22 protein-coding genes and 3 pseudogenes are annotated in these 25,353 nt (G+C 59.3%); 18 read left to right on the forward strand and 7 right to left on the reverse strand.

The genetic code is table 11. The annotated features are described in order from the left end of the window. Nucleotides 1-73: 73 nt before the first annotated feature. The 3 genes and pseudogenes from AC5ZG5_RS35785 to AC5ZG5_RS35795 form a co-directional block, all read right to left on the reverse strand. On the reverse strand, nt 74-1,174 hold the full coding sequence (locus tag AC5ZG5_RS35785) for a tyrosine-type recombinase/integrase (RefSeq protein WP_456646285.1): 1,101 nt from the start codon (nt 1,172-1,174) through the stop codon (nt 74-76). Between the two features lie 1,298 nt (nt 1,175-2,472). Next, nucleotides 2,473-3,156, reverse strand: coding sequence for a septal ring lytic transglycosylase RlpA family protein (locus AC5ZG5_RS35790; RefSeq protein ID WP_496165496.1), 684 nt, complete (start codon nt 3,154-3,156; stop codon nt 2,473-2,475). Between the two features lie 886 nt (nt 3,157-4,042). After that, nucleotides 4,043-4,171, reverse strand: a pseudogene (locus AC5ZG5_RS35795) (GDCCVxC domain-containing (seleno)protein); the annotation flags it as partial. Nucleotides 4,172-4,188: 17 nt separating this feature from the next. On the opposite strand from AC5ZG5_RS35795, the pseudogene AC5ZG5_RS35800 reads away from it, so the two are divergent. The 13 genes and pseudogenes from AC5ZG5_RS35800 to AC5ZG5_RS35860 all read left to right on the forward strand — a co-directional run. Beyond that, a pseudogene (locus tag AC5ZG5_RS35800) lies at nt 4,189-4,644 on the forward strand (transposase); the annotation flags it as partial. A gap of 262 nt (nt 4,645-4,906) precedes the next feature. Beyond that, nucleotides 4,907-5,653, forward strand: coding sequence for an alpha/beta fold hydrolase (locus AC5ZG5_RS35805; RefSeq protein ID WP_456646284.1), 747 nt, complete (start codon nt 4,907-4,909; stop codon nt 5,651-5,653). 79 nt (nt 5,654-5,732) lie between these two features. Further along, nucleotides 5,733-6,500 carry an HD domain-containing protein gene (locus AC5ZG5_RS35810; protein WP_456646283.1) on the forward strand — a complete coding sequence of 256 codons (768 nt, stop codon included), beginning with the start codon at nt 5,733-5,735 and terminating at the stop codon, nt 6,498-6,500. Between the two features lie 1,093 nt (nt 6,501-7,593). Further along, nucleotides 7,594-7,725: pseudogene (locus AC5ZG5_RS35815) on the forward strand (IS630 family transposase); the annotation flags it as partial. 1,436 nt (nt 7,726-9,161) lie between these two features. After that, nucleotides 9,162-9,620 (forward strand): MarC family protein, encoded by a 459-nt coding sequence (locus tag AC5ZG5_RS35820; protein WP_456646281.1) that lies wholly within the window; start codon nt 9,162-9,164, stop codon nt 9,618-9,620. Between the two features lie 335 nt (nt 9,621-9,955). Then, entirely contained in the window at nt 9,956-10,381 is a 426-nt protein-coding gene (locus AC5ZG5_RS35825; RefSeq protein ID WP_456646280.1) for an Hsp20/alpha crystallin family protein, read from the forward strand. Nucleotides 10,382-10,454: 73 nt separating this feature from the next. Further along, nucleotides 10,455-10,853, forward strand: coding sequence for an Hsp20/alpha crystallin family protein (locus AC5ZG5_RS35830; RefSeq protein WP_456646279.1), 399 nt, complete (start codon nt 10,455-10,457; stop codon nt 10,851-10,853). Between the two features lie 80 nt (nt 10,854-10,933). After that, nucleotides 10,934-11,005 carry a hypothetical protein gene (locus AC5ZG5_RS35835; RefSeq protein ID WP_496165499.1) on the forward strand — a complete coding sequence of 24 codons (72 nt, stop codon included), beginning with the start codon at nt 10,934-10,936 and terminating at the stop codon, nt 11,003-11,005. Nucleotides 11,006-11,574: 569 nt separating this feature from the next. Continuing rightward, nucleotides 11,575-11,778, forward strand: a complete 204-nt coding sequence (locus AC5ZG5_RS35840) for a hypothetical protein (RefSeq protein WP_456646277.1) — start codon at nt 11,575-11,577, stop codon at nt 11,776-11,778. 1,004 nt (nt 11,779-12,782) lie between these two features. Next, nucleotides 12,783-13,280 (forward strand): hypothetical protein, encoded by a 498-nt coding sequence (locus AC5ZG5_RS35845; RefSeq protein ID WP_456646276.1) that lies wholly within the window; start codon nt 12,783-12,785, stop codon nt 13,278-13,280. Between the two features lie 786 nt (nt 13,281-14,066). Further along, nucleotides 14,067-14,354, forward strand: coding sequence for a TorD/DmsD family molecular chaperone (locus AC5ZG5_RS35850; protein ID WP_456646275.1), 288 nt, complete (start codon nt 14,067-14,069; stop codon nt 14,352-14,354). A 77-nt stretch (nt 14,355-14,431) separates the two neighbouring features. Then, complete coding sequence (locus tag AC5ZG5_RS35855) at nt 14,432-14,557, forward strand: hypothetical protein (RefSeq protein WP_283807055.1); 126 nt, start codon at nt 14,432-14,434, stop codon at nt 14,555-14,557. Between the two features lie 1,112 nt (nt 14,558-15,669). Then, complete coding sequence (locus AC5ZG5_RS35860; RefSeq protein WP_456646274.1) at nt 15,670-16,704, forward strand: Rv1681 family radical SAM protein; 1,035 nt, start codon at nt 15,670-15,672, stop codon at nt 16,702-16,704. Between the two features lie 49 nt (nt 16,705-16,753). Here AC5ZG5_RS35860 and AC5ZG5_RS35865 read toward each other — a convergent pair whose 3' ends face one another. Both AC5ZG5_RS35865 and AC5ZG5_RS35870 read right to left on the reverse strand, forming a co-directional pair. Continuing rightward, nucleotides 16,754-17,599 carry a phosphate/phosphite/phosphonate ABC transporter substrate-binding protein gene (locus tag AC5ZG5_RS35865; RefSeq protein WP_456646273.1) on the reverse strand — a complete coding sequence of 282 codons (846 nt, stop codon included), beginning with the start codon at nt 17,597-17,599 and terminating at the stop codon, nt 16,754-16,756. Nucleotides 17,600-17,621: 22 nt separating this feature from the next. Then, the gene (locus AC5ZG5_RS35870) at nt 17,622-18,767 is read right to left on the reverse strand and encodes an acyl-CoA dehydrogenase family protein (protein WP_456646272.1); all 1,146 of its coding nucleotides are present in this window, start codon (nt 18,765-18,767) and stop codon (nt 17,622-17,624) included. A 296-nt stretch (nt 18,768-19,063) separates the two neighbouring features. On the opposite strand from AC5ZG5_RS35870, the gene AC5ZG5_RS35875 reads away from it, so the two are divergent. The 5 genes from AC5ZG5_RS35875 to AC5ZG5_RS35895 are packed head-to-tail and all read left to right on the forward strand — an operon-like array spanning nt 19,064 to nt 23,751. Then, nucleotides 19,064-19,873: a nucleoside phosphorylase gene (locus tag AC5ZG5_RS35875; RefSeq protein ID WP_456646271.1), complete on the forward strand. Its 810-nt coding sequence runs from the start codon at nt 19,064-19,066 to the stop codon at nt 19,871-19,873. Next, nucleotides 19,861-20,574 (forward strand): TIGR04282 family arsenosugar biosynthesis glycosyltransferase, encoded by a 714-nt coding sequence (locus tag AC5ZG5_RS35880; protein ID WP_035692816.1) that lies wholly within the window; start codon nt 19,861-19,863, stop codon nt 20,572-20,574. The genes AC5ZG5_RS35875 and AC5ZG5_RS35880 overlap by 13 nt, the downstream gene beginning before the upstream one ends. Before the next feature lie 41 nt (nt 20,575-20,615). Beyond that, the gene (locus AC5ZG5_RS35885) at nt 20,616-21,944 is read left to right on the forward strand and encodes an MptA/MptB family glycosyltransferase (protein WP_456646270.1); all 1,329 of its coding nucleotides are present in this window, start codon (nt 20,616-20,618) and stop codon (nt 21,942-21,944) included. Beyond that, nucleotides 21,941-23,011: a radical SAM/SPASM domain-containing protein gene (locus AC5ZG5_RS35890; protein ID WP_028168984.1), complete on the forward strand. Its 1,071-nt coding sequence runs from the start codon at nt 21,941-21,943 to the stop codon at nt 23,009-23,011. Before AC5ZG5_RS35885 ends, AC5ZG5_RS35890 begins: the two co-directional genes overlap by 4 nt. A gap of 5 nt (nt 23,012-23,016) precedes the next feature. After that, nucleotides 23,017-23,751: a glycosyltransferase family 2 protein gene (locus AC5ZG5_RS35895; RefSeq protein ID WP_456646269.1), complete on the forward strand. Its 735-nt coding sequence runs from the start codon at nt 23,017-23,019 to the stop codon at nt 23,749-23,751. 10 nt (nt 23,752-23,761) lie between these two features. Here the strand turns inward: AC5ZG5_RS35895 and AC5ZG5_RS35900 are convergent, their stop codons facing one another. Beyond that, nucleotides 23,762-24,505 (reverse strand): class I SAM-dependent methyltransferase, encoded by a 744-nt coding sequence (locus tag AC5ZG5_RS35900; protein WP_456646268.1) that lies wholly within the window; start codon nt 24,503-24,505, stop codon nt 23,762-23,764. A 30-nt stretch (nt 24,506-24,535) separates the two neighbouring features. Beyond that, entirely contained in the window at nt 24,536-25,192 is a 657-nt protein-coding gene (locus AC5ZG5_RS35905; RefSeq protein WP_456646267.1) for a TQO small subunit DoxD, read from the reverse strand. Nucleotides 25,193-25,353 lie beyond the last annotated feature (161 nt).

The following is a 25,353-nucleotide window of genomic DNA, read 5'->3' on the forward strand; positions in this document are numbered from 1 at the left end:
GCCATCAGATGCTCGAACCTGCAACCAGACCGTTATGAGCGGCGGAAAGCCGCTTCGGAGCGCGCAAAACCCCTTATTTTGCGGGCATCTTTATCACGTTCGTTTTCGTTTGTTCGCCCCGTTTCTGTGGCGAAGCTGTGGCGGTAGATCGCCGCTTCGGTTTGGCCGTCATCTTCTCTACGGCGTCGGATAGATAGTCCGGGTGATGGTGGCCGTACACCTTCAGCAGCGTGTCAACGGACATTCCTAAATACCCGGCGGCTTGCCACGGATCGGTGCCGTTTTGCATCAACCAGGTTGCGGCGGTGTGGCGCAGCGTGTGAGGCGAGACGTTCTTGCCCAGCTTTGCCAGCTTCACGGCGCGTTTGAAAGCTGTCTTGACCGAGGTCACCGGCTGCCCGTTGAATTCGACAAAATGCCGCTTGATGATGCCGCGGGCATGCCAACGTCGCAGGTGTGCCAGCAGACGAGGCGGGATCGGCATTGGAGGCTGACGTTTGTTCGTTTCCTGCTGACCTTGCCGGCGCCGGTAGTAGACCCCACGCTCCAGATCGACAAATGACCGGCCAATGGCCGCAATCGGCGAAGCGGACGCAATGGCGCCCGCACGCGTGCCACTATAGAGGCCGATGATGATGAACCGCGCCAGATGGCGCAACGGGCGTTTGTCCGTCTCTATCTTTTGGCCCTTCATCGGGCCACGGTGCACGGTTTGAATCTCTCGAGCTCGCCAGCAGATCCAAAGCAGCTTGGCGGCCTGTTCGCGTGTCAACCACGCGTCGCGCGGCGGCCCCTTCTTCGGCAGTTTTACCTTGACTACGCCGCGGTGATATCCCTCATCAGCGTGGTGTTCGATTGCCGCCCGAAGATCCTCCAAGTCGCGCCGCGAGCCACCAGTATTTCCTCGCTCCTTGACATACTCATTGCACTTGGATTTGTTGATGTCACCCAGCGTCAGATTGCCCCAAAAGTCGCGCAGGCGCTTCACACGGGCAACGTATTTCTTGGCGTCCAGGTTCTCTATAAACAGGTCTGGCCGATCGTCGATGAAGATGGAAAGCACATCTGCAATCGGTATCGAGTCTATGTCGCGCTCTTTTCGCTGCGGCGAGTATTTGCCGGCGATGTAGTCTTTGAGCGCTTGCTCAGCCCTTCCAATTTCATGTTCAGGCATCCTGTGCCTTGGTACTTAGTGCCGTCTCGGATGATCCAGGTAGCCGCGTGAGTGAGCTTTCCGGCCTCGTAGCGGGCTGGTCTGAGGTGGAGACGGGCACCTTTACTTCTACGCGGCATCGGCCACGCATCCTTTCAATCTCATTGAGCGTCGTAAACGCTTTACCGGCAATTATTTCGACCGTAAGTCGCCCCCGCTTAGCCTCTCGTCTCAAGCTGCTTTCCGAAATGCTCCGGTCCGGAAAGGCGATTGCGGCCGCCACAGACAGCCTCAGTGGGGTGTCGGCTCCTATACTCTCCAAAGATGTTGGCGCTGGTTTCCGCATAAATTATCTCACAAACGATTCATCCGGGCAATGACACACTTCGCTGGTTTCGTGCTCACACACTCCGGAGCCTCGAGCTGATCAAGGGGCTGCGACGCAACGCCAGCACGCGCATTCATTCAGAACTCCGCGACACCGCCGCCACAGAACGTTCGACGCAGTCTCCAGCATCGAGCAAGGGCAGGTAACACCCAATTTGCAGCAGCATTCAAGGCCGAGCATGTCTCTTGAGGGTCAAACTGAGAAGAACTGAGTGCGAGCAAACGTTTCCGCTTTACCCTCGAACTCGACATTGCCCCCTGAAGTAGGCACTTCGCATCTGGGCCAAAGCACAAACTCAGACGAGCGGCCAAAATTATGGCGGTCGGAAAGAAGACCGGTCTAGGCTGGTCTGGTGGCGGGGAGCGACTCGAACCCCCGACGCTTGTTTTTGTTTCCTCATGTAATCCGCATGACTCGGGACTGACCGATCGCTGAGCCCTCTCGTGAGCTAGCTAGCATCCTACAATCCGGTGAGGGTGCCCTGCCCTTGCGGCGCGCCCGCTCTCCATCCGTCGCGCTCTGCGCACGTCCCACATCGCTTGAAGGAAAGACCGCATTCTAACCAATTGAAAAACTTGAACTCACTGGACGGACCAGTGCCGGACGCGATGATTACAAAAAGATGATCGCATTCTCTACGTGCGACCAAACCATGCGAAGTGAGATGTGGTTTCGGCATGCAGCGTCTTGAGGTGGCACCCTTCCTTTAGTTGCAGTTGAACGGCGAACAGGAGTGCGCTTCTGTTTGGTCCATAGAAATCACTGGTCGAAGACCATTTGACCATTCAGCTTTCGGGGACCGCTTGGCAATGCGCCAGAGACAATCTGAGTACGCGCTTGGTTTCATCGCCTCGACGACGCACTCGCCTCTCATCTCCTGATTCTTCCATTTCCTGCTGCGGTTGGAAGACTTTCCCTAGCAGGAACAAGCCTAGAATACCTCAGCGCGAACTTGGGCCACGCCACGATCCGTAATCCCCAAGCTGCGCGCGGCGCCGAGCGAAAGGTCGAGGACGCGGCCACGAACACTCGGTCCGCGGTCGGTGATACGAACGACTACCGACCTATTGCTCTCAAGGTCGGTGACGCGAACTCGCGTGCCGAACGGCAGGCTACGGTGGGCTGCGGTCAGTAAGCTCCGGTTGAACGAAGGGCCGCTCGCTGTCTTTCCTGTCCGATACGAATAGTAGGAGGCCTTTCCGGAAAATACTCGTTTCGAAGAACGAGCCGCTGAGCGATCTTCCGAACCACGTGTCGGCTCTGCTCCGACCGGAGGTTGCGTTTGCGAATCCTGTTTAGACTGGTCGCGTGCCTCGGGTACCGGCTCTGCGTGTGCCTTTGGAATGATGGACCATCTCTCATCGAAGTTCTGCGCTGCAGCAGGGTCCGTATGTATCCCCATCCAAGCCGGGACTACCGTAATCGCGACCATTCTGACAATGAGACGCATGATCGGCCTCACAACAAATGGAAAACAAATAGACAATGCAAACACACGAGGCGGTGTTCCTGCACATGCAGAAATTCCCGCGTCGGCAAAAGATGAGTAAATTCTGACACTTCCGGGCTGTGACGTAAGGCAATGCTTAGGCGCACCGCAGCAAGAAACGCGCATTTCGCTCGCTATGCCTTGTCGGGAGTTTGTTGCTTTTCGCCGCGTCTCTGCGCCGTAGTGCGCTCTTCGACTGAGGTAGCGCTGTCCCTTACCGTGCGGCCTGAAAAGAAACTGACGTTTGACGCGCCATTTCCGGAGGGCCTGACAAACAAGCCCATCGGAAGTGCTTCCGATGGGTTGGCTGCGGAACGCGCGCTGGCCCTGTCGTGTCGGCTTATGGTCCTGGCTGTGTAAAAACGCGAAAGATCGAAACGCGATGAGAATTACATTCTTCAGTCCGCTCTTAAAATTGAGTGCGCTTGCGAGTTTAAGCGCTAAGAGAGTCTTGGACGAACAACTTCTTCTATCCCCACAAGCGTTTTGGCGTTTTCACACAGCCAAGGTCCATGGCTGAAACCCGGATTGAAGATCGCCGCGTCAGCTCACCGGGATAGCCCGGACGCCGCTCAGCGGGGCGTCAAATGCCGCTTGTGAACTACAACGGACCTCGCGCGGTGAACAGCGTTCGGCTCTCAACACTAAGAGAACTTCCCCCATGCGCGTTCTGTAGCCCACCATATCAGCCTGCGTCCACCGAGGATGATCACGCCCAAACAAACCCATCCAAGTATGCCGATGGTGACGCCCCCCGCACCGAGCGCCATCATGAGTACGGTCATGGCGAGGTAGTAAGGTCCGGTGTAGCGGCAGTGTGTGCGATTACAGCGCCGCGCATTCAGCATGCACGCCGAGCCCATCCAGATGAGGCGATGATCCAGATCACGGCGCGAACAGATACAAGAACAAACAAACCGGCAAGAATGGCTGCTTTAGGCATCCACCAACCAGCAAGCTGGTGTGCACAACGCCTAGCCAGTCGCGCGAGGTTTGGGTCGGCGCGTTGGTCATCGCCCGACTTGGGCTTTAGCTTTGTGCCGCAGCCGGTGCATTCATAGAAAAACTGACAGGCATCCGTCGGCAGAATCTCGACTTTCGCGATGCGACGCAGAGATATCAGTGATTCAGTCTGCCTAATTGGCAGGACTGAAGATCATGATGAGACATCGGCAAGTCGAACAGGCTGCGCTGTTGTACGAGTTCTCGCTCGAAAGGCATATCCCCGCCGACCACCTGCTCCGGTCGATCGACAGGATCGTGGATCTTGAACAGGTTAGGCAGGATCTGGTGCCTTTCTACAGTAGCATCGGTCGACCCTCTATCGATCCCGAGCTGATGGTCCGGATGCTGCTGGTCGGTACTGCTACGGCATTCGTCATGAGCGCCGGCTGTGGCGCTGCACGTTGCTTACCGCTGGTTCTGCTGGCTCGATCTCGACGATAAGGTTCCGCACCATTCGACATTCTCGGTGAACCGGCTCGGCCGCTTCCGGGAGAGCGAGATCCTGCGCCATATTTTCGAGCGCGTGGTTACAACGTGCATGGCCGCCGGGCTCGTCAAGGGCGAGGGTTCGCGGTGGATGCGAGTGTGATGGAAGCCAATGCCAGCCGCTATCATGGCAAAGCGCCGGACGAGTTGAACTGGACTGACGCGCAACGCCACGCCAAGAGCCGGATGCGGGCCCTTCAAAAAATAATTTAGCGCGTCTTTGGAACCGGCAAAAGACAAGGACGTTAAACCGCGGAATCCGCGAATGTTCCGCGGGGCTTGGAAACTCCACAGCACAAACTGAATACCCGGGCGACCTACGCCCGGTGCACCCCGGCCCTCTCTCGTCGGAGACGGACATCGACTGATCGACGGAGCCAAATCGATGGCTGAACAGCGGATGATCACCATAGTTCTCGTGCATGGCGCATTCGCTGAGTCGCTGTCCAACTGGAAATCTGTCCTCGAATTGCTGCTGGCCAAGGGACACAAGGTGGTCGCAGCCCCGAACCCGTTGCGCGGGGTGAGCAGCGATGCCGCCTACGTATCTTCCTTTCTCAATACGATTGACGGCCCTATCATTCTCGTCGGTCATTCCTACGGCGGCGCGGTCATCACCAACGCGGCCAATGGCAACCAAAAAGTGAAAGCGCTGGTCTATGTGGCCGCCTTTGCGCCGGATACAGGAGAGAGCGTGGCCACGCTGTTGCGCCGCTTTCCCGGCAGCACCGTCGAGGCAAACACGGCGGCCCCTATTCTGCTCGCGGACGGTAGCCGGGACCTGTACTTTCAACCTGACAAGTTCAGGGCACAGTATGCGGCTGACCTCTCCGAAACCGAAACGAAGCTGCTGGCCCTGACACAGCGCCCCATGGCGGAACGCGCCATGACGGAGGTGTCCGATGTTGCCGCCTGGAAAGTCATCCCGTCTTGGTTCATCTTTGGAACGCGCGACAACAGCATTCCCGCTAACCTGCTGGCATTTATGGCCGAACGCGCCGGATCGAAGGAGACCGTCGCGATTGAAGGTGCCTCACATGCCGTCATGATGTCGCACCCAGACGCTGTTGTGGAGCTAGTTGAACAGGCTGCATCAGCTGTTCGAGGAGACAGGAGCACTGCTTCTCCATAACAAAAGGGCTTCGGCACCATCCCGGCAAGCGCACATCCAGCCCAATAGGCGCCATCTCCGGCTACAGAAGGAGAACGCCATGAAGGTTCATACCACTCTCACCTGGGCCGCCCTCGCATTGGTGGTCGCCGGATCTGCCTTGGCACCAAACGGCGAGGCCCAAACGGTCATGCCTAAAGTCGCTGAAGCGGCTCCGAACGGCGTCGATGAGGTTGCGGGGATAAGAGTTCCCGACAGCAAATTGGCGCGCGACGCAACACAGGTCGTTCGCGATACCGAAGACGATTTGCTGTTTCAGCACTCCATGCGCGTTTATTACTGGGCTGCGTTGGCAGGAAAGCGCAAGGGTCTGACCTTTGACCCGGAACTTCTCTACGTAGCGGCCATGTTCCATGATTATGGGCTGACGGCAGGTTATGGGGAAAGTCACCTGCGCTATGAAGTGGATGGCGCGAACGCCGCACGCGATTTTTTGCGGAGTCACGGCATTTCAGAAGCTGATGGCCAGAGAGTCTGGTTTGCGATCGCCCTGCATACGACAAATGGAATTTCCCCGCATCTGTACCCCATCGCTGCACTTCTTGCCGAAGGAGCCAACATGGACCTTGTCGGCGCCGGCTATGACGACTTCACCGCCGAGCAGCGGAGCGCGGTCGAGGCGGCTTATCCGCATCCGCCACAATTCGCGGAAGGCTTTCTCCAGGCCCTTTACGACAGCCTCAAGCACCGTCCTGAGACCACCCAAGGCACCGGTTTGGCCGATGTAATGGCCTACAAGGACCCTGGTTTCCATCGCAGGGACTTCAGCAATCTGATGCAGAAGTCGCGCTGGGCTACCGGACAATAACCGACGCGACCCCTCAGCGGTCGGCCTCGGCGCCATCGCCGCTTCAAGTGCGGATGTAAACATGGTCAGGATTTCGCTCGGCCTATTCGAGTCCATCGCGGCGGACGACGTTCCTGCCATCGTTGCCGATGTGGCGCCCCATTGTTTCAGCCACGACTGGCCGCTCAGCATTCATCAAGTGTTAGCGGATCGCAAGCCATCGGCCGCGCGAGCGCGGCCGATGGCAGGCTGCATGACGATCGTTCACATCGCAAACAGCAAGCCGACGCCGCATCCGTGGCGGTCCGAACCGTTTGCGAAGCAGCCGATTTCGACGATTGAGGACGCCATCCTCCCAAGCGCCAAAGCTCGCTCGACGAACTCGCATGGTGGACCGAGGTAACGATGACGGGGCGGGCCGCCGATGCGGCGAAAGGCTAACTCGCACCTCCGAACAATCATCATTGTACACGGAGCGTCGGGCCCCGGGCGAACGCATTCGACTTGCGCTACGCCGGCGACATGACCCCGAAGGGACGATCGCTGGGAGCTCTCTGCGAACAGGTTCTCGCCCGCCATAACGTGAAGCAGAGGCTTTCGCGGGGATGGGACGAGCAGCAAGAGCGGCTGGAGTCTCGTCGGCTGTGTAGGGGCGAAGCAGATGTGTAAGAGGGTTCATGGCCTTGAAATTCGATCTTGATCCGCGATGCTTGGCTCTGGAACGCTATATCAAGGGCGCGATGCGCGGTCTCATCGCTCATGTCAAAACGCGAGCGATCCGTGCTTTGGCGGGAAACTTGGCAATACGGACACGAGTGGGCTTCGCGATTGACTGCGGCGCTCTCTTAGGTCTGGGCACCGTACCCTCCTAGGGGTGTCATCGCGAAGGCCAAGGAGCTGAAGATTTCTCTTCAGTTTCATCACCGACTGCCTTCCACGGATGCAGGCGGCCGTGGTCACGCGGCTTTTCGCTCAACTGAGCGGCGGTGCCATCTCGCGGCCGTCTCCGCCTTTGCCGCACTAGAGCGATTCACGGCTTGATTGAATGGGGAGGGATTCCGGATTCGGGCCGAATATGATTCAAGATGCTGGCTGAGCTGGAGGCCAGTATCCGATGGTCCGACCACTTTCCAATGATCTGCGTAAGCGTGTGGTTGCGAAGGCCGAGAGCTGTCGCTCGGTCGCATTAAGGTTTGGCGTTGCGGTGTCGTCGCGATCGCGCTCGCAACAAGCTCGCCCGCATGGCCTGGGCGGTTCTTCACAAGGGGCGCGCCTGCGAGTGCGTCACGACCAATGAAGCCGCGTCCCGACCCGCTTAAGCCTCGCGCCGTGCTCGAGCCCGTCAAGGCGTGGCCTGGCCACGCTGGCGCGAGAGACAAGGCAAGCGCGACGGCCAACCTTGACGGTCCCTGCGCGTGGCGCATCTCTGCACCCGCAGGTCGGGACGAAGGAACGGCCGCCAGGCACGAACAAAGGAACAGTGCAAAGCCAGGAGGCTATCGATGACATAATCAATCCGTTGACTCGCCAAGTTCGGCGAGAGGATGAGATGATGATGGAGGATCGGTCTTCCCTGGCGCGGGCGGACACTGGTGACCCGAAAGGCCCAACGAGGTCTATCCGCTAGTGAGATCGCATGCGCGCTGATATCCATGATGGCCCGGAGCACGTGCTTCAATCAGAGACCGAATACCTTGACGCAAGGCCGCGTCTGCCAGCGTCGACCAAAGCCTCTTGCATCACACGGCCGGACCATACACTCGGATCAAGCTCTTGACACCGATTACGAGTGGAACACACCGGTTCTAGTATGACGACTGTATGACACTGGTGATGCCACAAAAGCTGGCTGGCCCTCATATTCAACATGAGTAACGGCTGGAGATCGGTGCTAGGCGACCTCTGTGGAGAAGAGCACCTTTTGCTGCGCAAGAGCTTCCTGCATCGATACTGCCATTTTTTACTTACTCTCTTCCCTTACTCGCCGCGCTATCCCGTTGCGGCCTCCCCCAGATCCATCCATTCGTACTATGAGGACTCAACGTTGAGCCAACGCAGCGTTGGAATGCCGGAATTTAATGAATTGATCGACATGGCACGGTTGCTGGTGAACTTATGGGAAGCCGCGCAGCGGCTGCCTGACGGATCAGAGCGACGGGAAGCATTCAGACAGATCAGTGGCTTCCAGAGGCGGTTGGCGGCATTGGTTACGCGCGACCTTTAGGCTCTTAGAGATGTCTTATCGCGGTGAATCGATCTTGAGTTGTCCGACACCACTGGAGGATCTGGCGCCCCCACAAGTTGGTAGCTGATTGTGCAGACGCGCCTGTTTTGAAGGAGTGGAGCCACGTTATGGGAACCGCGCTTGGCGTGGCTATGTTGTTCATTCCCGCAATCGCGCTCGCTCAAGGCGCAACACCGGAGAAGAGACCCATAGTTGGCGCGAAGCCGCTCATTCAGGCGAAGCCAATAGCGCCGTTGGTTGCAAGCTCGTTGGAACGGTCGCGCGAACAAAGCTCTGGGCTGGCGAATGCACGGCGGCGGCGGAGCTAAGAACAGGTACGCCATCCGGAGAGTCGAGTCCGACGTCGGTCCCGGACGTAGCAGGCGGGGCCACTCCGAAGGATCAGCAGCAAGCTGGTTACGCGCAATCTCTACTCAATTACGACCAACCAGGCCACGATGAATGGCTTTGTTGCGGGTGATCAACCGCGATATCGGCAACCTGCCGTCGATACGGGTGTGCTTCCTACGTCCGGTTGCTGTGATCCGCAACGTCGGCGTCGACGTTTCTTCAATGTCGGCCTCGATGACTTCCGCATCGCAGGCGGCCTGCTGGCGCTGATGATCGCGTTCGAGATGTTTCAGGCCCAGTTTGGAAGATACATACAGGTGGCTGATGAAACGGCTCGCGACGAAGTGGATATCCATGGGCTGGCGATCACGCCCTTTGCTTTTCCGCTGCTCGTGGGGCCGGCCGAGCTGAGCATCATGATCACTCTTTCCAACGACAATCCCGGATGGCTTCCCAAAGCACTGCTTGCATTTGCCTCGGTACTCGCAGCGTTCCTGATTGGACTGACGCTTTGGATGGCCGCAGCAATCGAGCGCTTCCTAGGCAGAACCGGCATCACGTCATGACTCGCGTGATGGCGGTTGTCGTCGCCGCGATCGGCGTGAATTTCATCATGACTGGCATCAAGAGTGAATTGCCGGGATTGGCGGGCCATTAGAGAGGGCCATCGAGCAAATCCGCACTCAGAATCCGACGAGGTCGAGCCCCAAGTGGCCTGCTGGCAGCCTGCAACCTTGGAATAAAATTTTATTGCAAAATCAAATACTTAGATAGATGATGGCAAACACTTAGTCGATTAGCACTCACCTCTTGACAGTGCCGCTCGTCGTCCCAAATCAAAGCTTCGAGGGGCGACCATGATGCCTTCTCGCCCCGTCCACAAGTACATGGGGTTGCAAACATGATCATGGGATTTGCTGATCCGTTCGACACACTTCTCGACCTACAACGCTCTCTTGAAGCGACCTTGACCAGCGACTGGCTGCAAGATCTCACCACCAGCCGCGGACCATTCCCACCGATCAACGTTTTCCAGCAAGGCGACGACATCCTGGCCATCGTTGAGCTGCCGGGTGTCAGCAAGAGCGATTTACAGATCGAGGCTAAGGAAAACGCCATCCGCATCTTCGGCAAGAAGAAAGTCGACTATCCCGAGGAGGCGAGCCTGCATCGACGCGAGCGCGTCTCCGGCGAGTTCGATCGAACGCTGTCGGTGCCCGTGCAGATCGAGCCGGATGGCATCAGGGCCGAATATCGGGACGGCATCTTGGCGCTATTCCTGCCGCGCGCGGAAAGTGACAAGCCACGCACCATCAAGATAACCTGACGGCAATCTCTCGCTACCGGTTCGTCCCTGGGGGAGGATCGTCGCAGCGCAGCAGCTTTGAGGAGATACAATCATGGCTTCTAAGAAGGAACTGCAGGTCACCCAAAAACGGGAGTTGGAGAAGAAGGAGGAGACCACTATCCCGGCGCGGATATTCGTGCCGAACGCGGACATCTATGAGACCACGGATGGGCTCAACGTGGTTCTCGAAATGCCGGGGGTCGACAAGAATAGCGTCGACGTTCGAGTGGAGGACGACGTGCTCAAGGTCGACGGAAAGCTTGATTTCTCCAAGTACCGGGGCCTACAGCCGCTGTACACTGAGTACAATGTCGGCCACTTTTCGCGAAGCTTCCGGCTTTTCGGCAAGATCGACCAGAGCAAGATCGCAGCCGAGCTCAAGGACGGCGTGCTGTCGCTCATGCTGCCGTTGGCAGAGAAAGCTAAGCCGCGAGCCATTCAGGTCAACTGAAGCGGCGGCGGCGGTAGGCCCGGGTGGCGTGGGCTAAGCTGGATAGCTCACGCCCCATCGACGTCAATATCGGCGATCGTGTGTGGTTCGGCAAAGAGTCGGGAACCGAGATCAAGTTCGATGGCGTCGAATACCTCGTCAGAAGGAGATAGAGGTCGTCGGCGTGCTGACCCGTGCTGACCAAGGTTCGGCCGAGATAAGAGTTGACTAGTCGCAGACACGCCGCGACGCGACCACCAAGAAGTGCACCGTTGTCGACACCAAGCCGACGACGACCACCACGAACGGTCGTGGGCGACGGCGTCTACAAGACCAAGACGGAAGCCGAGTCCGCCGTGAAGACCACCAAGGTCTGCACCGAACAGTAAACGGCTATCGCAGGGCCAAGCCGGCCTCGCGAAAACGTTCTGACGCCAATTGGAAGAGAAGTTGCCTGTCCTGATTTTATGGGCCGTTCCCGCCGTGCTCGTCGTTGGCGGCGTCGGCTATTGGATAGTTCACATGCACTGAGCGAACAGTAGTTCGCATGAAAGGCTCGCCCGCAAACCGGGCGAGCTTTTTTTGGGCCCACTAGGCCGCTGCCCGCCCCGGGCAGGAAAACCGCATGGGGCCCTTTTTTCGTGAGCTCTCGTCGCGCGATTTGTAGTCCGAGTATTTGAACTGCGGGCCCGCCTTCAATTCCTTCTTGTTGCCGCTCATGACGGCGTGGCCCGGGACCCCAATGTTCTTCGTGCGCTGGCGAAAAGCTGGTGTCTGGAGGCGTATCATTGATGCAGTATCCGCTGCCCACAATGCGGCTGTCCAGATCCGCGTGATCGACGAGCGCCTGTGCAGGGCAGAGCAGGACATCCGCGAACTGCGCCACGGCCACGGCTTTGTGCAGAACAGGTCTCCAGCCGAACCCGGCATCAACCGCGAATACTAGGGCATGTGCTCGAAACTGGCGGACTGATGTCCGATCAACCCCTAACAGCGGCACAAGAGCCGACATTCGCCGAGGTCGCAAATGGGCCAACAGGCGACATAAGACGAAACCCGAAGTGCGAACTACTTAATGCGTCAACTCATTTCGATATGTGGAACTGCGGTCGTACGGTGCGGTAACATCATAACATTACGCGTCGGATCAGCTTCCCCTTGGCGGTGTTGCCTTTCGCACTATTTTAAGTGGGCAGGGAACTACACGCATATGGAGCATGCCGATGGCCACTTGCACCGAGAAACACCATGAGAACCACCCTCATCGCCATGGCCCGAATTGCGGACACACCGCGGTTCGCCATGACGGCCATGTGGACTATCTTCACGATGGTCATCTTCACCATATGCACGAGGATCATGTGGACGAACATGTCATCCCGATCGATGCCGCAAATCCCGTGAACTGCACCCCTCACGTCCACTGCTCACATACTCACGGTCCAGGCTGCGGACATGAACAGGTGCCGCATGGAGATCATGTCGATTACCTCGTAGACGGCAGACTGCACCGTCCACACGGTGATCATTGCGATGATCATGGGCCTCTGCAGTTAGCCTGAGGAGGCCAAGGACTACCCATCGAGCCGCATGAGCGCAATCGGCGATCTGCCCAAAACGACCTGACCGGGGCCCGCTGGGGATCGGTATGTCTCAGTTGCGGCCTACCGTTTCCGCGTTACCTCCGGAAGCTGACAGTTTGAAAGCCGCGGTGGACTCCGCATTTGGGCCAGTAGGCGACATCGCGGCGACGCGCTGAGAGGCCGACACTGGGGTGGCCTCCATCATGATCCTGCCGAGGGAACGGCGGGTCCGAGTATTGGGCCCTAAAAATCCCGACATGAGAATCAAATAGGTACCAAGCCGGACCTAAACTTTTTAGAGCGGTCGGAACGAACTCGATCTGAGGCGGTTTAGCGCGAATGATGCGTCGCTTCAGAGGAGCTGAGCATGAAGAAAAGCATCCTTGTTGGTCTTGCTATCCTCACTGTCTCCACTTCTGCCGCTTCGGCATGGACTCATCAAAGCTACCGGAATAACCACCGGCCTCACTATGGTTCCGCCTACGGCGCGACCAGGGCCGCCCAACGCGAAGCCATGACCAACCGCGCGTACAACGCTTACAACAACGGCTATTATGGTCCGGGTTATGCGCGTTCAGGCTTCTGGCCGGCCGATGCAGCCGGCGCGGCGATTGGAACGGCCGGCGCCATCGCTGCTGGCGCGGTCAATACCGCAGGGGCGATTGCAACGGCACCATTCCGGCCTGCTAATTCTTACGGCTACTACCCGGCTAATTCCTATGGCTATTACCAGGCTAATTCCTACGCCATGGCTCCGGGCGGTGTGAGCAGCAAGGACCACCCGCAGTACATGAAAAATCTGCGCGAGTCGGGGTATGATCGGAAGAGCGACTTCAACGCGAACGGGACCATAAAGACGCAATAGCGCCAAGTCTCGTCGAGCACCGAAACTAGCGATCGCCAAGAGTAAAAAAGCCCGGAGGCGGAAGGCCTCCGGGTAGTGGGCTTTGCGTGCACAAAGCCTTTGCCGATGCTGCGCCTTGTCATGGGCGCGACTGTCAACCCCGGCGGCAAGAATCAACCCCGGCGGCAAGAAACGGCAACAGGCTCAAAGCGTCGGCAGCTATCGGTGACCTCACAGGCAACTGGCTCCCGCATCCTCGGCTGGTACGTAGCACTTCAAGCAATCGATGTCTCTTGGGTCAAAATGCGACTTTGCCTCGGCCGCCGAGCATGTCCATTTCGAATTTGGAATCAGACATACGGCCAACCCTAAAGTGGGCTTGACGTCACAGATCGGATTACCGAAGACCAAAAGGCCGAGACGCGTGCGGCTCGGTTTACTAGAACCCATTTCGCGCAGTGGACGCGCCGGGCCAAATGGCAACGTGCCCGCGGAACGGTACGCCTCCGGTGAAGGCCGCCTTGCCGAATGCGGCCTGTTGTTGAGAACTGTGCCTATGGACAGTGATAGACGCAGTGCCCAGGTCGAACGGCTTGAGGTGGTAGAGACCGGGCGGCGGCGGCGCTGGTCCGAGGACGAGAAGCTCAAGATCGTCCTGGAGAGCTTACAGGCGCCGCGCCAGGCCCGCCGGACCAATGCAGAGCGGGTGTCACGCGAGTTCTTCTTCCTGTTTGCCGGTCTGGGGAGGGGGCACTGGATGCGTCGCAATATCTCGCCGAGACATTGTATGGGCGGCCGCTCGTCCGAGTGCGGGAAACGCTTGATAGCCTCGGCATCGAAAAGACACCGGAGCGGACGGAGCCGGAGGATCACGCCGGCTTCCTCTGCGAGATCATGGCGGGCCTCGCCGGTGACATCATCGCAGCCCCCGATGGCGCCGACCGCGACTTCTTCGAGCGGCACCTTTCGCCCTGGATCAAGCGCGTCTTCATCGACCTGGAACAGGCAAAATCGGCTGATTTCTACGCATCGGTTGGCGCGCTCGGCCGCACCTTCATCGACATCGAAGCTGAGGCATTCGCACTTCCCGTATGAACATTGCTTTCTGTCCGAGGCTGGCACTCGTTCACTACCGAACTGTGCTACAAATTGATGCGAAGAGGAGAAACACGATGCGCGCGTTCGCCTGGGCTTGCCTGTTCGGAGTCGTCATCGCAGTAGGAGCGGCCGTGATTCTCGACAGTTTCGTGCAGGAAATGGCAACGACGGCCTTCGCCGAGCCGAGCGCCAGAGTCTAGTGACGATGACCCGCAACAGCCGCGGGTCCCAAGCCAATAGCGCGGACTCATTTGAGTGGAGAGGGAGATGCCTCATGATCCGCTCAATGATTTCAGCTATCGCTATTGCCGTCGTGATTGTTGTTGGAAGCGTGCTGTGGCGGCCGCACTCGCGGCCATGCCGCCGCTTGGTCGGGGCCCGGTGGTGAGCAGCCCACGGGCCGCTCATTTCAACCGGCTCGCAACGGGCAACCATTGGCGAGTTGCCAAGCGGTAAGGTGCAACTTCGGTAGGCCTATCGCCAGGACGCGGCAAGTGCGACCATCAGCGCTGCCGCAAACAAGCGAGTCCGACGATGTAGGACATGTCGCGCTTCTCGTCTTGGCTCATTGATTCCCAAGTTGTGTGTACCGAAAGCCCAGGGCGAGGTAATGATGGAGCCCACCCAGGATGGGAACGATTTGATGCGCCCGGTCCGCTGAACCGGACGGCAGACAGCGCATCCTTATCCAACGACCGGTGCGTTCTGACGTCGCTGTAATAGCGGTCGTGTGCTCCGTTTAGACCGGAGGTGAAGAGGTCGCAGGCGTTAGCTCTGCCATTAACGTACCGCTCCGAAAATTGGCATCAGAACCAACCGGTCCGCCAAACGGTCCGCGGAAAAATGGCGCGTCTCTGCAATCGATTGATTTCATTGGTGGGCCCGCCTGGTGTCGGCTCTCGACGCGCACACGCTCAAGTGAGCTTTCTAAAGCTATACAAGGCTTATGCGAACTCGGTTGACAGCCAACTCACACTCAGAGCAGCTTCGACCGCATTAAAGTCCGCACGAATGGCGAATAGAGCCCGCTCGGTCTTCGCCCTCAAAAAACACGCGGAAAAATCGGGGCGAATTTCCTCGCTTAGTTCAGCAAGATGTGAAATCGAGTCGTTCTTAAGCCGGAAATCAAGTCTCATTTGATTGATTTTCTGGTGCCGCCCGGCAGGACTCGAACCTGCAACCAGACCATTATGAGCGGCGGATAAGGAACCCAATCGTTGATTTTGCTGAGGTTTCGTTGGAGACTAATCGTGTTTGTTGCATTCTGTTGGTGCGATAGACATTAAACGTCTGGAGGACCAGGGATTTGCGCATGAGGACGAATGCGAACGTTGAGCTCGACGCCGGCAGCAAGACATTAGCCTCGGGCCTACTACCGGATTTGATCGCTGCGCTACGCCGCAGCCGTAAGGGCGATCTGGTCGCGGTGATCAGCAGCGATCCGAACATCGGCCGCGATCTGGAGGCATGGTGCCGCTTTACCCGCAACAGTTTGGTCGATAGCGCGGTCCAAGACGGTCGCACGCGATGGGTTCTTCGGTACGGAGAGGCCCCTGAGAATGTGGGAGAAGATCGGCCTGTCGGCTCTCGATTATGGCTCTACACCAACTTCGATTGCAATCTCAGCTGCGACTATTGCTGCGTGCGCTCGTCACCCAAAGCTCCGCGGCGGGCGCTAGGCGTGGAGCGGGTGCGGAGGATCGCGATCGAGGCCAAGGAACTCGGCGTGAGCGAGATTTTCGTCACCGGCGGTGAACCGTTCATGCTGCCGGATATTGGCGAGAACCTCGCCGCATGTGCTGCCGCAGCGCCGACTACGGTCCTCACTAACGGCATGCTGTTTGCCGGAAGTCGGCTCGAAACGCTGCGCGCATTGCCACGCGAGCGTATAACGTTGCAGATTAGTCTCGACAGCCCCACGCCGGAGCGACACGATAGCCATCGTGGAAAGGGGACATGGGCACGCGCGTGGAATGGAATGGAGCGGGCTCGCGCCGAAGGATTCCGGGTACGACTGGCCGCGACGGTGTCAACTGATGCGGAGGCCGCGGAGTTCCGCAGCTTCCTTGACACCCATCACGTTAGCGAGGACGACCGCGTGATCAGGCGGATTGCCCTGCGAGGCTCCGCCACGCAGGGCATCGCCTTGGCAAGGGCAGACCTGGTTCCCGAGGTGACGATTACCGCCGAAGGCGTGTTTTGGCATCCGGTCGGAGCCGAGGACAACGACCTGCTGGTCAGCCGTGAAATCTTTCCACTCGCTGAATCCTTCGCAGCTGTACGCCGCGCCTTCGATCTCGAATCTGAGCATCAGCGCCGGCTGGCAATGATTTTCAATTGCGCTTGACGAAGGCGCAGACTGCGCTCAGAGCCGTATCGGGCTTTTGGCTCGGCTGCTAGGCCAGCGGCCGCGTTAAGAAGCCTTGTTGGGCGGAGGCGTCCCGCAACTCGGCATATGCTTCAAGCTGCGGCGCTATCCATTGGCGCAGCCCTTCCGCTTCGAGCACAGGACGATGCGTCGGGTTATCATAACTCATCCCGAATAGCGCTTTGGCAAATTGCTGTTCCAAGGCGGGATCGAGATCCGATCGCGCGGTGAACATGCAGTGATTATAAGGCGGCGAGGTCCAGATCTCGGTCAGCGCACCTTCCGGTACGAGACGCTCGCTACGCACGGCGTTCCAGAACGGGCTGCCAATTGCGCCGGCATCGGCGCGGCCGTCGAGGACCGCACGAACGACATCGGACTCGCTTGTACCCGTGTCTCCGTGTTTCCCGAGGTCGCTGTTGAAGCGCAAGGTTCGGTAGTCTTTCCCCTCAACCAGTCCCTCGCGCTGCAGAAAGTAAACCGGCAGAATTGCCGCATGGCCGCTGTCGCGACTACCGAGTGCCAGGGTGCGGGTCTTAACATCAGCGAGCTTAGCGACGGGTCCACCGGTGATCGCGACAAGCTTGGTCATCCAGCCCACATCCGTATCGCGCATCGCGATCGGTCGGCAGCGATGGTCGCTCCAGGCATCGGCCTGGATATAGGCGAGGTTCGTATTCCATCCGATGTCGATGCGCGGCAGCCGATCGCCGGGCGAGGCCAGGAGCGCAGCGACCTGCGCCTCGTAGCTCTGAAACAGCACCACCTCGACGAGGAGACCCGCTTCCTCGACAAAGTACCGCCGCATGCCCTCCCAGATACCAACCACCTTTGGATCATAGGCGACGGCGCCTACCCAGATCGTCTGGTTCATGATTGCATCTCGCTTCTCGCGCTCAGAACAGGGGTATTCCTAAAACGGCTTTGCCGATGAACTCACGCAGAACGTCGCCCGTTGGCGCCATGACAGCGCCCGCATGGGCGTCGCGGAACAATCGCTCGATCGCCAGATGCTTGGAAAACGCAGCGCCTCCGCACACCCGCATTGCCGCCGAGGTAACGGCGATGGCAACATCACCTGCGGCCGCCTTGCTCTCGAGCACGCGCAACATGGTGGCGTCTCGGGGGCGCTCAAGATGATCGACGAGATCGTCGATGCGCGCCGCAAGCCCATCGGTGTCGATCTGCATCGTCGCAAGCTGTGCCCGAAGGGTCGGCAGACTTTCGCCGAGGGTCTGTCCCAAATGCTCGAAGCGAGCGCCATTGAGGTGCGCCGCGGTCCCCGCCACCGCGGCCCGGCAAAGACCGAGCGCGACCGCCGATGCTCCGAGGTTGAATAGCGGAAGCACGACCTCGAGCATCGCCTTGAACCCTGCACCATCGTCGGTCAGCTGGAAACCAGCTGCGACCTCGCAATCATCGAGGGTCATCGGCGCGGACGCGTTGGCGCGCAACCCAAGACCATCCCATGGACCGGCGACCGACAGTCCGGGCGCGCTTCTCGCGACAAGATAAAGGGTTGAATCCGTTGGCCCCTTGCCTTCAGGGGCGAGCGCCGAAACAACGTAGCTTTGCGCGTGGCCGGCGCTTGTCACCCATGATTTCTTGGCCGTGAGGCGCACGTTGTCAGCGTTTCGCTTCGCTCGCGAGACGGGCGCCCAGAAGTGGCTGCGCGATCCAGCTTCGCTGAATGCCAGGGTCGTCAGGTGTTTTCCGGCCGAAATATCCTTTAGCGTCTGAGCGACCGCGGCACCCGGACGGGCTGCCGCAATCATTGCGGTAGCGCTCATGTGCATCAGGTAAACCATCGCGACAGATGCGTCCGCCTCTGCGAGCGTCGTGATGACGGCAGCCAGGGTTCGGGGTCCCAGAGCCGAGCCGCCTACCTCAGTGGGCAGAATGACTCCCAACAATCCCGCCGGACCAAGCGCCGCGATTGCCTCGGACGAAAATCGAGCTTCCTTGTCGTTTTGCCTGGCTGCCGGTACGAGAATGCGATCGGCGATTTCCTTGGCATTCGAAACTGCGGTCTCGTGATTCATGACGATCCTCGACACCTAGTGGTTGCCTACCAAGTTCGAAAGTATCGATCCGCTCCCTTTGCGACCGATGCTACGCGACCAGCGCCATCGGATCAACACGACTAGATTCGGTCTGGCAAGCCGTTGCCGTACCAACAGCCAGTACAGACCATCGTCACTACGTTCTTCAAAGCCGTCTCGTTACATCACCGGAAATCCATTTTTTTGTGACGCCGGCGAGACCTTGGCGGCGCTTGCCCGCTGTCGGGGAGAACGCTACCAATAGCCGGCAACAGCGTGGCAAGGTTTGTCTAGTCATGGCGATCAATGATGGCGGGGTTCCGCCTATCCTCGCGCAAAAGCATTACGCGCAGCCGTCCGCATTCACGCCGAAAAATCTGCTGCGCGAAGCGCGCAGGCAAAAGCGGATTACGGACTCCCGCATTCCTGACGTCTGCGTGCTCGATCCTGACGGCGACATCGTGCGTAGCCTGATCGCCCGTAGTGAAGCCCGGCTTGAACCGGCATGGGCCTGCTACCACACCCAGCTCCACACTTTCAGCAGCGGCGGGATTGATTTTGGGATTGTCGGCTGCGCCGTCGGCGCCTCGTTCGCGGTGCTGATTGCCGAGGAAATGTTCGCATCAGGCTGCAAACTCCTGATCAGCGTCACCTCCTCCGGACAGATCGTGCCGGTACGCCCGCCGCCTTATTTCGTCACCATCGAACGCGCGCTGCGCGACGAAGGTACCAGCTATCACTACATGGCGGCGTCCGACTATTCGCATGCTGATGCCGGATTGATCTCGGCGCTCGACGGCGCCTTCGACCAATTCTCCGTGCCGGTGCTCACCGGGGCGACATGGACGACTGACGCGCCATTCCGTGAAACCCAGCCGGCGATCGACGCGATGCGCGAGCGGAACCTGATAGCAGTCGAAATGGAAGCTGCTGCGCTTTACGCGTTCGCGCAAGTCCGACAAAGGCCCGTCGTGTGTTTTGCCCATGTGACGAATCAAATGGGACGTGTCGACGGCGATTTCGAAAAGGGCGAGGAAGACGGCAGTCATGAAGCGCTTCAATTGATCGCGATCGCCGCCGATCGCCTCCAGTCATGGCTGCGATGAGCGTCGCGGCGATCGGGATCATTTGCAAGGCGCCGCAGCCCGGCCGCTCAAAGACGCGGCTTGCGACGGCCATTGGCGAAGTTGCAGCATCAGAGTTGTCCGCCTGCTTTGTGCGCGATGTCGCGGCAGCAATCGAGGCGGTACCCGAGGCGCTCGGCAGGCGCGGCTACGGCGTCTATGCCCCAGCGGGCGCGGAAGACATCATGCGGCAGCTGCTTCCGGCAGGGTTCGGACTGTTGCTACAGGCTGGCGACGATCTAGAGCACGTGTTGCTAGGCGCTACGCGTGCTCTGCTGGATGCCGGACATGACTGCGTCGTGCTCGTCAATGGCGATAGCCCGACCCTGCCGCCGCGTTTGCTGGCTCAGGCTGTTGAAACGCTGCGCCAACCCGGAGACCGGATGGTGCTCGGGCCAGCGAGCGACGGTGGCTACTATCTCATCGGTTTGAAGCATCCGCACAAGCATCTGTTCACACAGATCGCATGGGGAACAGAAACGGTAGCTCGCAATACATGCGAGCGCGCCGCCGAAATCGGACTTGCCACGACGTTGCTTCCGGAGTGGTACGACGTCGACGACATTAAAACGTTGCGTTGGTTGCAGGACGAGCTGGCCGGTCATTCGACCCGGTTTCATGGCGGCGGACTTGCCGCGGCGAGCCGGGCCTTTATCAACGCCGCGCCGCAGCCAAGTCCGTGACGGCGATGCCAGGGGCTATCGCGGTTCGACTCGGTCGGCTGATGCGCTCCACCAACAACTTGCCGCCGCTTCACGTGTTGGCGAGCATTGGTGCCCTCCTCGTCCTCTTGACCCTGGCGACACCCTTTGCCTTCGAGACCTATGGCGACAATGCCTTCATCGCTCTGACCATCGCCGCGGGCCTGCTGACGATCGTAGCGACACGCCTGGTCGAGCGCGCGTCACCTGATCGAGCGCTATGGCTTATCTTTGGACTTGGGATTGCGCTGAGAGTCTATGCGCTGTTGTTCGATCCGCTTCTGTCCAGTGACATTTATCGCTATGTCTGGGATGGCAAGGTGCAGGCAGCTGGCATTAATCCCTATCGCCATATGCCAGCCGATGAGGCGCTGGCGTTTCTGCGCGACGGAATGATCTTTCCTCGCATCAACCGGGCTGATACGGCCGTAACCATATATCCCCCTGTAGCGCAATTCTTCTTCCTCATCGTCACCCGGTTCGGTGAAAGCGTGACTGTGATGCGCCTCGCGCTGTTGGGGTGCGAGGCAATTACCGTTACAATGATCATGCTCCTGTTGCGGCGTATGAACCGCCCGCTGACACGCGTGGTCGCCTATCTTTGGCACCCACTTCCGCTGTGGGAGATTGCGAACAACGGCCACGTCGACGCGTTGATGGTTGCGCTGATGCTGCTGGGCCTGTGGATTGCCTTGACCGGCCATGCTCTCCGCGGAGCCGTCGTGATCACTTCTTCCGTGCTGGTCAAGCCGTATGCGGCGCCGGTGCTGGCTGGAATTTGGCGCCCTTGGGATCTCAAAATGCTGCTCGTCGTGATCGCTACCGTCGCGCTTTGTTATCTTCCCTATCTGTCGGTCGGCTGGGGAGTTCTCGGATTCCTGACCAATGGCTATCTGACGGAAGAGGGCATCAGCGCCGGCAACGATCTCTGGCTGCTATCGCTTTGGCGGCTTGTGTTTGGCGAACGTCAAGGTGACTTCGCTGCTTATGTTGTCCTGGCTGCGCTGGTTCTCGTGTTCAAGGGGTTCTCCGTGGCCCGCAGCTCTGATCGCACCATCGCCTCGCGTCTTGCCGACATCAACATGCTGTTACTCATCACCTTCCTGTTGTTGTCGCCTAACTATCCTTGGTATTTTCTCGTCACCGCGCCGTTCGCCGCCCTGTGCGGCTCCGCGCCGACATGGGTCGTGTCGATTGGCGCGCTGTTATTGTCCGAGCAACTCGACTGGGATTTCTACATTCCAAGAATGGTGACGAAATCGATTCTGTTCGGGGGTCTTTTTCTAGCCTGCGCCTTCACGGCCTGGAGGGCCCGCATGCAGCGGATTGCAGATACAGAGGCATCGCGATGAGCCCTTCGCAGGATGCTCGCGCGCCGTTTGATCCGCGGCGATATCACGAGTCGGTTGCGGGCGAGCGCACCAAGGTCGCCCAGCGGCCACCGGTCTGTCTTTATCTGGAAGTCACCAACCGCTGTAACCTGCTCTGCACAACCTGTCCTCGCACTTACGAGGAGCTCGAGCCACCGGCGGACATGAGTTGGGACCTGTTCACGTCGATTGTCGATCAGGCTCCGGACCTCGCGCGCACGGTGCTGCACGGCGTCGGCGAGCCGATGCTGGTCGCGAACCTGCCCCGAATGGTCAGATACCTGAAGGAGCGGGGCGTTTACGTCCTGTTCAACACCAACGGAACAGTCCTCAGCGAGCGTAACGGGCGTCCGCTGATCGATGCCGGGCTTGATGAGTTACGTGTGTCGCTCGACGCGTCGAATCGCGAGAGCTTCAAGGCGATCCGCGGCAGGGATTATTTCGGCCGCATCCTCCGCAATGTGCACGCGTTTCGTGAACTGCAGGAAAGAGAGGGACATACCAAGCCGCTGGTTTCCGTGTGGCTCACTGGCCTAAAGGAGACTGTCGCGGAACTCCCGGACTTTGTGAAAGTTGCAGCCGAGATCGGCGTCAGAGAGGTCTACCTGCAACGGCTTGTATTCTTCACAGAATCGGCCATCGGCAAGGCTCGTCCGGATCAGGCCCTGTTCGAACGCCTGACACAAGAGGAAGTGGTCTATCTGAAACAGGCTGAGGAACTCGCGCGCTCCCTTGGCGTAACCTTCAGTGCGTCGGGCGCAGCAAGCGAGCCGGAGTTGAGTTTGAAGGGCGACGTCAACGGTTCGCCGTGGTCGTTGTGCCGGCGTCCATGGTCGCTGATGTATTTCACGGCCAACGGCCGGGTCTTGCCGTGCTGTATCGCGCCGTTTTCGCAGCACGGCTATGACAACTATACGCTCGGCCATGCGGGGCACCAGTCGCTGCAAGACATCTGGAACGGGCCTGTCTATCGGGACTTTCGTGCGGCGCTGCTGTCAGACAAGCCTCCCAAAGCTTGTGCCAATTGCGGCCTGCGCTGGAGCCTGTGAACGAGATGACAGAGATCGGCGTACCAAGCCGCTCGCCGGTCGTCTCGGCGATCATTCCGTGTCTCGACGAGGAAACAGCAATTGGTCGGGTCGTGGCCGCGGTGCTGGCGCAGAATGTGAGCGAAGTCGTCGTCGTCGACGGGGGCTCACGGGACCGCACGACTGAGCGGGCCAAGGCCGCCGGAGCTCGGGTGATCATCGAGCCGCGGCGCGGCTACGGTCGCGCCATCCAGGCAGGCATCGCCGCTGCGCGCAACGATGCCGACATTCTCGTCTTCCTCGATGGCGACGGCAGCGATCCCGCCGAATTCATTCCTGAGCTGCTGTCGCCGATCATCGCGGGGCGGGCCGTCTTCGTTCTCGGCTCACGTATCCGTGGGGCACGCGAGCCGGGCAGCCTCGCGCCACAGCAGGTCGTCGCCGGCCATGTTGGCGGGCTCCTCTTGCGCCTCTTCTATGGCGCAAGCTTCAGCGATCTGTCGCCGTTTCGTGCCATCCGCCGGGATGAACTCAGACGTCTCGGCATGAAGGAAAAGACATATGGCTGGAACCTGGAAATGCTGATGCGGGTCGCGGCCGCCCGCCTTCCGGCACAGGAAATTGCCATTGGGCAGCGGCGCCGGATCGGGGGCGTATCGAAGGTCTCCGGCAATCTCATCGCCGGCGTCAAGGCAGCCTGGTCCATTTCGACGACGTTCGTTCGCCTCGCGCTTGAGCTGAGAACACCTCGCGAACAATAAAGGTTGGTGGTCAGCGCGTACCGGCACGATCGGTGCAAGCAACGATGTCGCCGGGCGATTTCCGTCCAGCTTGCCCCGGTGGCGAAAACACTGCGAGATATCCACTATCACCCGCAAGCTGATGCGTGGCGATCTCGCGATAGCCGACGGCGGACAGTTCGCAACGCAGGAGTTCAATTGGTGTGCCGTGCTCCGACGTCGGAAGCTCAAGATCGACAATGCCGACCTGCGCGCCAGGCTTCAAGGCGGGCGCGAGATTGTACATAAAGGCATAGGGTTGGGCGATCTCGTGATACATGTGCACGAGGATCGCGACATCGAGCGATGCAGCGGGCAGGCGTGGGTCGTGTGGTTTGCCGAGCGCGAATTTGACGTTTGTCAGCTTCAGACGATGCGTTCGCCTAGCGAGCGCGATGAGGTAACTTCGCGTAACGTCCTGGGCGATGACGGAGCCGGTGGGACCGACGAGACGGGAGAGACGGACCGCGTGGTAGCCAGCGCCGGCACCAATGTCGCCAACTGTCATGCCTGGCTTGAGTTCAAGCAGGCGGGCGAGCTCACCCGCCTCATTCAGTGAATCGCGGCGCTCCTCGGCGGCACGGCTTGGGCTGACGATCTGCGCAACTGCGCGCTGAGGTGAGGGAAACTCCTTCGCAGGGACTCCTGGCGGACCCAGATAGCCAATGTCAGCGGCGTGTCCACAGGTTGCGCCCCAGCCCACAAGAAGCGTCACTGCGCGGACCAGGGCGATCATCTGTTCGTCTCCCATGCATAACGGTACGACCTAACCCGCCCTGTTAAAGAACCAGCCGATGAAGCCCTTGCCGTCGCGCACGGCGGGCACCTTGCGGCGCAACCAAGCATCGAAGCCGAGACTCCGGCCGGCGCCCTCGAGCGCAAATAGGAACATCAGCAGGGCCAGGAACATGTACGTCCAGGGCCACTCCGACGAATTGCCATAGAGGCCGAGCCAGAGCTGCAACGTATACGCGATGGCCAGCACGGCCACGAACCGCACCGCAAGCCCGAGCATCATCGATGCAGCGAAGACCAGCTCGGCAAGAAAGACAATTGGCCCAAAGATCGTCATGTGAGGTAACACGATGTCCTTAATAAACGTGCGGTGAAACTCGAACGCGGCGCTCGTCGATTCCTGCTCCGTCCAGTATTGCAGACCGTCGGACACGGGCAGCGGCAGTTTCCACAACATTCCCTGGAACCACATGCAGCCGATCAGGACTCGGACCAGCCAGATTCCAATGTGTCGGCCGGAACGTTGCGCCGGATCCTCCCGCCAATTCTGGAACGCCACTGCAATGCTGGTGAGCAGTAGGGCCCAGAACAGTGCCAGGATCAGAAAGCGCCAGTTTCCCAGACGGAGATAGTCACCGGTAAAGGCGGTCAGGAACTGCCAAACATTGGTAAAGGGATTATCGGGCATATGCGCGTGCTCCAAAGAATTGAAAAGTACTCTGCGTGTCGGTTAGGCGGCACCGCCGCGGGTAATTGACGGTGCGCCTACCAGGCTACTACGCAGTAGAGCATGCGGCCATTACGCTGAGCCGGCGTCAAAAACTTCGATGCCGCGCCTAACCGCTCTGG

The sequence above is a fragment of the Bradyrhizobium sp. Ses1 genome, from assembly GCF_059512365.1.